Origin of the sequence: Mesorhizobium sp. M7A.F.Ca.US.007.01.2.1 (assembly GCF_003998165.1) — a bacterium.
In the GTDB taxonomy this organism is placed as follows: Bacteria; Pseudomonadota; Alphaproteobacteria; order Rhizobiales; family Rhizobiaceae; genus Mesorhizobium; species Mesorhizobium ciceri.
This window is the reverse complement of sequence record NZ_RZQP01000066.1, coordinates 20,478-27,964: the sequence shown is the minus strand read 5'-3', so window position 1 is coordinate 27,964 and position 7,487 is coordinate 20,478. Positions and strand designations below refer to the sequence as shown.

Here is a 7,487-nt window from a genome sequence, read left to right as displayed (position 1 = left end):
AGGTTGAAGGGCCGCTTCTCTTCCGTGGAATTGGTCATCGACGCTGGTCCATCTATCTAGCGCAACAAAATCGAGGGTTCGTAGTGGCTTCCGGGCGGCAAGGCTCTCCCAGCGGAGAAGCACTCATCGCGGTGGGACGCGAAATCGATGTGGGGGTTACATCAATCGAGCGTCTCGGTCGGGCGCCTGCCGCCCGGAAACCAGCGACTGCGGGAACGCGCAGCCGGTTGTCTGTCGTCAGCGCACCTGCTTGGCGTCGCCGTCCGCCGCGGATGCCGATTGCAGCGCCGTATCACCGGCGAGCTTCACCTTGAGGTTCTCGGTCATGAATTGCGTGCCGGCGGCGACCACGACATCGCCGGGTTTCAAACCCTCCGCGACACGCACGCCATCGGCGGCGAACTCGGCAACCTTGATCGGACGAGCATGAACGGTGTCGGCGCCACGATCGACGGTCCAGACGATCGATTGGGTGCCTTGCTCGGCCAGTGCGCTCAGGGGGATCGAGACCAGCTGCCGCTCATTGGCCGCCGTGGCTTCGATGCTGGCGGTCATGCCGAGCAGCACACGCGGATCGTTGGGCAGGCTGACGCGGACGGCAAAGGTGCGTGATTGCGGATCGGCGCTGCCGGCGACTTCGCGGACCTTGCCGTCGAGCGCCAGCGCATCGTCGGACCAGAAGCCCGCCTTGACCGCCTTGCCCGGCTTGAATTCGGCGATTTCCATTTCGGGGACGGCGATCAGCACTTCCTTTTCGCCGTCGACAGCGACAGTGACAACCGGCGTGCCGGAACCGACCACCTGGCCAACGTCGGCGCTGACCGTGGTGACGATGCCATCCCTGTCGGCCTTGAGATCGGTATAACCGACCTGGTTCTTCGCCTGAGCCAGTGTCGAAAGGGCGGAATCACGGGTGGCGACCGCTTGGTCATAGGTCAAGGTCGCCTGTTCGAGCTGTGATTTCGGGGCAAAATTCTTGGCAAAAAGCTGCTCGGCACGCTTGCGGGCGAGTTCCACGGTCTCGACCTGCCGCTCGGCGGCATCGAGCGCTGCCTGCGCGCTCTTGACCGAAAGGTCGTAGTCAATGGGATCGATGCGGGCGAGCACATCGCCCGAGGCCACATGCTGGCCGATATCGACGAGGCGCTCGGTGATCTTGCCATTGACGCGGAATGCCAGAGCGCTCTCGGTGCGGGCCCTCACCGACCCGGAATAGGAGAGCGTGCGGGTGTCATGTACCTTCGCGATCTCGACAACCTTGACCGGGCGGATGATATCCTTGACTTCGGCTTTTTCCTGGCTGCAGCCGGCAAGCCCGAGAGTGGCGGTGACAAGCAGCACCGGGCCTACAGCCGGCAGCCTGCCGATGATTGAACTGAACGAAGACACGCGCGTACTCCCGAAATGGAGATGAATCGTTGAAACCGGCGCCCGGCGGGCGGAGGCTACTTCAAGGCCTTGATTGCATAGTCGACGAGGTCGTCAGGCATTGCCCGGTTGGTCTTGGCAAGGCATTGCGCCACCATCTGCGGGTGACACAGGATGACGGTCGCGGCGCCGAAACAGCGAGACGCGATAACCGGATCCTGTTTTCTGAACTCACCGGCCTCGATCCCGTCACGAATGATTTCCGCGAACAGGTCGTGAATGCTGTCGACATGCTTGTCGATCACACCCCAATCCCGTTCGAGGGCGACGATGACCATCTCGTGGACCTTCTGGTCGTCGAGCATGACCTCCATCGTCATCTTGTATTGCGCATGCACGTAGCGCCGGAGCCGCTCCTCGGCGCTGATCGGCAGGCGCGAAATCTCGTAGGCCATCTTGTAGCTGGCGCCGAGCATCCGGCCGCAGACGGCCTGGTGGATTTCGACCTTGGAGGCGAAGAAACGGTAGATGTTGGCCGGCGACATGCCGAGCTCACGCGCAATGTCGGCGACATTGGTCTTGCCGTAGCCATAGTGCCGGAACAGGCGCTCGGCGCAATCGAGAATGCGCGTTACATTTTCCTGTCGGGCGGCTTCGGCGACTATGGTGGCGGCTTCGGACATGATCCTCTATCGATTTACGAATGACGAATTTTGATTTTCATCACTCGTAAATCGAAAAGAAGGACCTGTCAATGCGGATTCGGTATACACGTACGAATGGTGACAGATGGTGACAGTGAGAAGGTGGAATCGACGATCGCCGTTAGCGGCTGGCCCTGATGAATTCGTCATCCTAGGGCGAAGCAAGGAGCGAAGCGACGCGGCGCAGACCCTAGGATCCATGCCGCGACGTTGGTCAAAGAGTGCGACGGATCAACAGGTTTACACCGGTCAGCGAGCTGTAGCCTGCAGCCGCCATTCTCGACTGTCGGAGCTCGGCCGCAAGGTGACGGCATGGATCCCTTGGGCTGCGGAGCAGCTCCAGGGTTTCCGCGACGTCGCTCGCGACTGCTACACCCTAGGATGACGAAGCCCGCGACAAATTGTCGAGGCGAAGCATGGGTGGCGATGCAGCTAAGCCCCCTTGGCCATCTCGCGTAGCCGGAATTTCTGGATCTTGCCGGTCGAGGTTTTCGGGATTTCGGCGAAGATGACCGCCTTCGGCACTTTGAACCGGGCAAGCAGCGCGCGGCAGTGATCGATGATCTCGGCTTCGGTCGCGACCTTGCCGGGTTTCAGCTCGACATAGGCAACAGGCACTTCGCCCCATTTGTCGTCGGGCCTGGCGACGACGCCGCAAGAGGCAACCGACGGGTGCTTGTAGAGCGCGTCCTCGACCTCGATAGAGGAAATGTTCTCGCCACCGGAGATGATGATGTCCTTGGAGCGGTCCTTGAGCTGGATGTAGCCATCGGGGTGCATGACGCCGAGATCGCCGGAATGGAACCAGCCGCCGGCGAAGGCTTCGTCGCTCGCCTTGCGGTTTTTCAGGTAGCCTTTCATGACGATGTTGCCGCGGAACATGACCTCGCCGATTGTCTCGCCGTCGGCCGGTGTCGTCCGCATCGTCTCGGGGTCCATGACCGTCAGGCCTTCGAGCGCTGCATAGCGCACGCCCTGCCGCGCCTTCCTGGCGCTGCGCTCGCCCTTTTCGAGATCATCCCAGGCGCCGTGCCATTCGTTGACGACCGCCGGGCCATAGGTCTCGGTCAGGCCGTAGAGATGGGTGACGGCAAAGCCGGCATCCGCCATCCCCGACAGCACGGCTTCCGGCGGGGGTGCTGCAGCCGTGTTGAAAGTGACCGTCTGCGGAAATGCGCGCTTGTCCTCGTCCCTGGCATTGATCAGCACCGACATGACGACCGGCGCGCCGCACAGATGGGTGACGCCCTGATCGGCGATCGCATCGTAGATCGGCTTCGGCCGCACCCAGCGCAGACAGACATGGGTGCCGGCCTGGACGGCGAGCGTCCAGGGAAAGCACCAGCCATTGCAGTGGAACATCGGCAGCGTCCACAAATAGACCGCGTGCTTGGCCATGCCGGCATGGATGGTGTTGGTGTAGGCCATCAGGGCCGCACCGCGATGGTGGTAGACGACGCCCTTCGGATTGCCCGTCGTTCCGGACGTGTAGTTGAGCGAAATCGCATCCCACTCGTCGTCGGGCATCGACCAGGCGAAGTCCGCGTCGCCGCCTGCGACAAATGCCTCATAGTCCAGTGAGCCTACCCGCTCGCCCTTTGGGTACGGCGCGTCGGCGGCGTATTCGGGATCGTCATAGTCGATGACCAGCGGCTTGACCCTGGCCAGTTCCAGGGCCTGCTTGACGACGCCGGAGAATTCGCGGTCGACGATCAGCACCTTGGTCTCGGCATGATCGAGTTGGAAGGCGATGACCGCCGCATCGAGGCGGGTGTTGAGCGAATGCAGCACCGCCTTGGTCATCGGCACGCCGAAATGCGCCTCCAGCATCGGCGGCGTGTTTGACAGCATGACGGTGACGGTGTCGCCCTTGCCGATGCCGCGCTTTTGAAGGGACGAGGCAAGCTTCAGCGACCGCTGCCAGAAAGTGCGATAGTCGATGCGCTGGCGGCCATGGACGATGGCGATATGGTCGGGATAGGTCTTGGCCGCGCGCTCCAGATAGGTGAGCGGCGTCAGCGGCTGATGGTTGGCCGCGTTCTTGTCGAGATCCTGTTCGTAAGGATTGCCCATCCCATGCTCCCCGCGATTTTCTTTCAGACGTTCTAATCACAGGCTTGGGCCGCGTCACCACAAACGATGCCAGGACAGAGCGCATTTGGCACAATGATGAACCAGATTCGGCGCAAGCGGGAGCATCGCATACCTCTGCCCAGTTTGACTTTTGTCGAGAGCCGTGAATAATGTCAGCTGAGGAGACGGCATGGCGATCCGACCGGCAGAACAACTCATCCACAAGGCCGCTTGGCTCTACTATGCCCATGGCCTGCGGCAGGACCAGGTGGCGAGCCAGCTTAACATTTCCCGTGCCTCGGTCGCCATGTACCTGCGCAAGGCGCGCGAGACCGGCATCGTCAACATCTCGACTTCGACCCAGCTTTTCACCGACGACGTGCTGGCGCGCAAGCTCGAGGATGCGCTGAGCCTCGACGCCGTCTGGATCGCGCCGGAGAATGATCATATTGCCGACCCGTCGACGGAAATCGCCGTGCTGGCGGCGAGCGTCTTTCTCGAACTGGTCAAGAAGGGCGACCGCATCGGCGTCGCCTGGGGCCGCACCGTCTATATGATTGCCGACGTCATGTCCTATGCCGATCTGCAGGATGTCACGGTGGTGCAGCTCTGCGGCAATCTCGGCGCGCCCTATTCCTATCGCCCCGACCAATGCACCATGGAAATCGCGCGGCGGCTCAACGCCAAAGGGCTCAATTTCTACGCGCCGCTGGTGCTGTCTACGAAAGAACTTGCGCGTGCGCTGCGTGCCGAGCCGGTGATCCGGGAACAATTGTCGGGTGTCGGCGAATGCGACCTGGCGTTATACTCGGTCGGCGCGGTCGACGCCGACAGCCATCTGGTCAAATGCGGCGCGCTGACGCCAAGTGAAATGGCGGATCTGCGCAGCCAAGGCGCTGCCGGCGTGATTGCCGGGCAGATCATAGACGCCGAGGGCAAGGTGCTCGACTGCAGTTATAACAGGCGGGTGATCTCCGCCGAGCTTGCATCGCTGCGCGCCATCGCCAGGCGGTTGGTGGTGGTGCAGGAGGACAGCAAGTTCGAACCGCTGCTCGCGGCGATCGCCGGCGGCCTTTGCACGCATCTGGTGGTCGGCGCGCACATGGCGCAGCGGCTCCTGGATCATGCGGCTGCCACGACAGAAAAGGCCTCCTAGGAAATCCCCTCTCCGTCGCCGGCGCATTGTCATCAAAGCGTCGCGGCATTCCTGTTTCACCATCAAAGACAAACAACCGGACGAAGCGAACATGAAGAATTTGTGGAATGACGAAGCCGCCGAAAAACTCGTCGCAGACTACGCGAAAAAGGGTGTCGGCCGCGACCTGGCGCTGCGCGTCTACACGACCCGGCTGCTCGGCGGCGAACCACGGCTGGTCCTGCATGGCGGCGGCAACACCTCTTGCAAGACGACGGCAACCGACCTCGTCGGCGACCAGTGGGACGTGCTGTGCGTCAAGGGCAGCGGCTGGGACATGGGCGTCATCGAGCCGCAGGGCCTGCCGGCGGTCAAGCTCAAGCCGCTGCTCAAGGCGCGCGCGCTGAACAGGCTGGCCGACGAGGACATGGTTGCCCTGCAACGCGTCAACCTCATCGATCCGTCCTCGCCCAACCCGTCGGTCGAGACGCTGCTGCATGCCTTCCTGCCGCACAAGTTCGTCGACCACACGCACTCGACCGCCATTCTCGCCATCGTCGACCAGGAGGACTCCAAGCCGCTGGTGAAGACGGTTTTCGGCAGCAAGATGGGTTACGTGCCTTACATCATGCCCGGCTTCGACCTCGCCAAGGCGGCTGCCGACATCTTCGACGCCGATCCTGACGTCGAGGGCCTAATCCTCGACAAGCATGGCATCTTCACCTTCGGCGACGATGCGAAGCAGGCCTACGACCGGATGATCCATTATGTGAACGTCGCCGAGGACTATATTGCCGCAAGCGGCAAGCCGAAGGCGGCAAAGGCAGCCTTGCCGGCAAAGCTCGCGACGCCGGCGTCGATCGCGCCGATGCTGCGCGGCGCGGTGGCGGTAGCGCGCGGCGAAGGCCGCTTCGACCGAATGGTCAGCGATTTCCGCACTTCGCCGGCAATTGTCGATTTCATCAATTCAGCCGAGATCGCCGATTATGCCGGGCGCGGCGTCTCGACGCCCGATCTGTCGATCCGCATCAAGACCGGGCCGATGGCGCTGCCGGCGCCCGACGCGGACAAGGCCGGCGACTACAAGGCGGTGATCAAGAGCCATGTCGACGCGTTCGCCAAGGATTATCGCGCCTATTTCGAAACCAATGATGCGCTCGACGACGTCAAGCGCACCATGCTTGACCAGATGCCGCGGCTGACGCTGGTGCCCGGCCTCGGCATGTTCGGCCACGGCCGCACCCTGAAGGACGCGAAGATCGCGTCGGATGTCGGTGAGATGTGGATCGAGGCAGTGCGTGGCGCCGAGGCCGTCGGCCGGTTCCATCCGCTTTCCAAGGCCGACCTGTTCCCGCTCGAATACTGGTCGCTGGAACAGGCCAAGCTCGCCTCCAACAAGCCGAAGCCGCTGACCGGCCAGGTGGTGCTGATCACCGGCGGTGCCGGCGCGATCGGTGCAGCGACGGCAAAGCTGTTCGCCGACAATGGCGCCCATGCCGTCGTCGTCGATCTCGACGCCGAAAAAGCCGCCGATGCAGCGAAGAAAGCCGGCAACAATTCGATCGGCGTCGCCGCAGACATCACCGACCCGGCACAGGTGCGTGCCGCCTTCGACAAAGCGGTCGCCGTGTTTGGCGGTGTCGACATCCTGGTTTCCAATGCCGGCGCCGCCTGGGAAGGCCGCATCGGCGAGCTCGACGATGCACTTTTGCGCAAGAGTTTCGAGCTCAATTTCTTCGCCCACCAATCGGTGGCGCAGAATGCCGTGCGCATCATGCTCGAGCAGGGCACCGGCGGCGTGCTTCTGTTCAACACCTCCAAGCAGGCCGTCAACCCCGGCCCGAAGTTCGGCGCCTATGGCGTGCCGAAGGCGGCGACGCTGTTCCTGTCCAGGCAGTACGCGCTCGACTATGGCGCGCATGGCATCCGCTCGAACGCCGTCAACGCCGACCGTATCCGCTCGGGCCTTTTGACCGACGCCATGATTGCCAGCCGCTCAGGCGCGCGCGGCGTGTCGGAGAAGGACTACATGTCCGGCAATCTGCTCGGCCAGGAAGTGACGGCGCAGGACGTGGCGCAGGCCTTCCTGCATCATGCGCTGGCCGACCGCACCACCGCCGACGTGACGACCGTCGACGGCGGCAATATCGCGGCAGCGCTGCGGTAGGGAAAACCGGCCGAGACTGACGCAAAACAGGCGAAGGTAT

Annotated in this window: 5 protein-coding genes; 2 read left to right on the top strand and 3 right to left on the bottom strand. The window is 62.8% G+C overall.

Translation table 11 applies throughout. The annotated features are described in order from the left end of the window. Positions 1-237: 237 nt before the first annotated feature. From EN949_RS14650 to EN949_RS14635, 3 genes are all read right to left on the bottom strand, one after another. The gene (locus EN949_RS14650) at positions 238-1,389 is read right to left on the bottom strand and encodes an efflux RND transporter periplasmic adaptor subunit (RefSeq protein WP_013532914.1); all 1,152 of its coding nucleotides are present in this window, start codon (positions 1,387-1,389) and stop codon (positions 238-240) included. Positions 1,390-1,445: 56 nt separating this feature from the next. Then, on the bottom strand, positions 1,446-2,051 hold the full coding sequence (locus EN949_RS14645; RefSeq protein WP_013532915.1) for a TetR family transcriptional regulator: 606 nt from the start codon (positions 2,049-2,051) through the stop codon (positions 1,446-1,448). Positions 2,052-2,504: 453 nt separating this feature from the next. After that, a complete protein-coding gene (locus tag EN949_RS14635) occupies positions 2,505-4,145 on the bottom strand; it encodes an acyl-CoA synthetase (protein WP_127366080.1) in 1,641 nt (546 codons plus the stop codon). 190 nt (positions 4,146-4,335) lie between these two features. On the opposite strand from EN949_RS14635, the gene EN949_RS14630 reads away from it, so the two are divergent. Both EN949_RS14630 and EN949_RS14625 read left to right on the top strand, forming a co-directional pair. Next, complete coding sequence (locus EN949_RS14630) at positions 4,336-5,301, top strand: sugar-binding transcriptional regulator (protein WP_127366079.1); 966 nt, start codon at positions 4,336-4,338, stop codon at positions 5,299-5,301. Between the two features lie 91 nt (positions 5,302-5,392). Next, positions 5,393-7,447, top strand: a complete 2,055-nt coding sequence (locus EN949_RS14625; protein ID WP_024502581.1) for a bifunctional aldolase/short-chain dehydrogenase — start codon at positions 5,393-5,395, stop codon at positions 7,445-7,447. Positions 7,448-7,487 lie beyond the last annotated feature (40 nt).